The organism is Mesorhizobium sp. M7A.F.Ca.US.002.01.1.1 (genome assembly GCF_004022955.1).
GTDB lineage: Bacteria > Pseudomonadota > Alphaproteobacteria > Rhizobiales > Rhizobiaceae > Mesorhizobium > Mesorhizobium ciceri.
Genome location: NZ_RZQE01000650.1, coordinates 1 through 2674, shown reverse-complemented (window position 1 = coordinate 2674; position 2674 = coordinate 1). Strand labels below are relative to the sequence as shown.

General features: G+C 64.2%; 2 protein-coding genes. Both read right to left on the bottom strand.

Annotated elements, in window-relative coordinates:
- On the bottom strand, positions 1–1748 hold a 1748-nt coding region (locus EN932_RS33510), incomplete at its 3' end, for a Clp protease N-terminal domain-containing protein (protein WP_128369413.1).
- Between the two features lie 219 nt (positions 1749–1967).
- Positions 1968–2674: DUF4167 domain-containing protein (locus EN932_RS33505; protein ID WP_128369412.1), on the bottom strand; the 707-nt coding region annotated here is incomplete at its 5' end.

Sequence of the window (2674 nt, the reverse complement as noted above, 5' to 3'; positions counted from 1 at the left end):
GCTTTCGACACAGCTTGCACCGCCTCGCCCTGGCCAACGACGCGCTTGCCGATCTCGTCTTCCATGCGCAGCAGCTTGTCGCGCTCGCCCTGCAGCATCTTGTCGACCGGAATGCCGGTCCAGCGCGAGACGATATGGGCGACGTGGTCGGGGGTAACCACCTCTTCGACCATGCCGGCTTTGCCGTCCTGGGCCTCGGCCTCCTTCAGCTTCTTTTCCAGTTCCGGAATCTTGCCATAGGCAAGCTCGCCGGCGCGCTGGAATTCACCCTTGCGCTGGGCAATGGCAAGGTCGTTGCGCGCCTCGTCGAGCTGCTTCTTCAGGTCGGCGGCGAGCCCGAGCTTCTGCTTCTCGGCCTGCCACTTGGCGGTGATCTCGGTCGATTCCTCCTCAAGGCCGACGAGTTCCTTTTCCAGGCGGGCGAGCCGGTCCTTCGAAGCATCGTCCGTCTCGACCTTCAGCGCCTCGCGCTCGATCTTGAGCTGCATGATGCGGCGATCGATCTCGTCCAGCGCCTCAGGCTTGGAATCGACCTGCATGCGCAGCCGCGATGCGGCTTCGTCGACCAGGTCGATCGCCTTGTCCGGCAGGAAGCGATCGGCGATGTAGCGGTTGGACAGCGTCGCCGCCGCCACCAGCGCTGAATCCGAAATGCGCACCTTGTGGTGCTGCTCGTATTTCTCCTTCAGGCCGCGCAGGATCGAAACGGTGTCTTCCACCGTCGGCTCGTCGACGAAAACCGGCTGGAAGCGCCGGGCAAGGGCTGCATCCTTCTCGACATGCTTGCGATACTCGTCGAGCGTGGTGGCGCCGACGCAGTGCAGCTCGCCGCGCGCCAGCGCCGGCTTCAGCAGGTTGGACGCATCCATGGCGCCATCCGCCTTGCCGGCGCCGACCAGCGTGTGCATCTCGTCGATGAACAGGATGATGTTGCCGCTGGCCGAGGTGACTTCGGAGAGCACGGCCTTCAGCCGCTCCTCGAACTCGCCGCGATATTTGGCGCCGGCAATCAGCGCGCCCATGTCGAGCGCCATCAGCTGCTTGTCCTTCAGCGATTCCGGTACGTCGCCATTGACGATGCGCAGTGCCAGGCCTTCGGCGATCGCCGTCTTGCCGACGCCGGGTTCGCCGATCAGCACCGGATTGTTCTTGGTGCGGCGCGACAGCACCTGGATGGTGCGGCGGATCTCGTCGTCACGGCCGATCACGGGGTCCAGCTTGCCGGCACGGGCATCCGCAGTCAGGTCGCGCGCGTATTTCTTCAGCGCGTCGTAGCCCTGTTCGGCACTCGCCGAATCGGCGGTGCGGCCCTTGCGGACATCGTTGATGACCTGGTTGAGCGCCTGCGCGGTGACGCCGGCCTTGGCCAATATGTCGGCGGTCTTGGCCGACTTTTCCATGGCGAGCGCCTGCAAGAGCCGCTCGACCGTGACAAAACTGTCACCGGCTTTCTTGGCCAGTTCCTCGGCGGTCGAAAACACTTTCGCCAGCGGCTGGGCCAGATAGAGCTGGCCATTGCCGCCCTCGACCTTGGGCATCGCTTCGAGCGCCGTCTCGACGCCAAGCTTGACGTCGCGGACGTTGCCGCCGGCGCGTTCGATCAGCGACGCGGCCAAGCCCTCGTCGTCGTCGACGAGCACTTTCAGGATATGTTCAGGGGTGAATTGCTGGTGGTTGCGGGAAAGCGCCATGGTCTGCGCGGACTGGATAAAGCCGCGCACGCGCTCTGAGTATTTCTCAAGGTTCATATCTGTCTCCTTCCATCACCGGCCCGCTTTGCGGCACCGGATCCGATTGCGGTGACGGACCCGCTCATTCGAGCCGGGTCCAGTTGAGGCTGATATGGTGCACAGGCGCTGAACCCTCAAGACGTCCCGATATCGGCAACCACATAATATTGCACGGCCGCCCAAACGAAAACGGCGGAGATTTCTCTCCGCCGCTCAATGCCTTGAAATGCCGTTGGGTCAGTTATCGATATCGACATTGACCGGTTGGGCGTTGCCGCTGTCGGCCGGGGCCGCAGCCACCTCGCCGGCGTCGGTCCCGGAACTGGCATTGTCACTACCGCCATCAACCTGATCGGCGTTGACGCGCGGGCGGCGCGGACGACGCGGACGACGGGCAGCACCGCTTTCGGCGGCCGCCTCGTTGAGTTCGGCCTGGGCGGCAAGACCTGCCGGGGAAAGGTTCTCGAACGACGGAGCCGGTTCGGCCGGCGCCACAGATTCGGTCGGCGAAACGGCTTCGCCCTGGACCGGGATCTCGTTGCCCTGGGGCTGACCACCTTGCTCGGCGGACGATGAAAAGTCGCGCTGGCCGTTCTGGCCATAGCCGCCATTGGGGCGGCGATCACGATGGCGCCCGCCATTGTTGTCGCGGCCGCCATTGTTGCGCCCGCCATTGTTATCGCGGGCCTCGCGGCCACCTTCCCGGTTCAGCGCGACCTCGGCCGGCGTACCTTCGATAACCGGCTGCGGGCCGGCGCCATGGTTGACCACCGGGATCTGGACGTCGGAAGCAGCGTTGCTGTTGTTGCCGCTATTGTCGAAATCGTCGCGGTCCTCATCGCCATCATCGTCGAAATCATCGCGATTCTGCTGCGTGTTCTGGATCGGCATCTGCGCCTGTGCGGCCGCGATGATGCGATTGTAATGCTCGGCGTGCTGGAGAT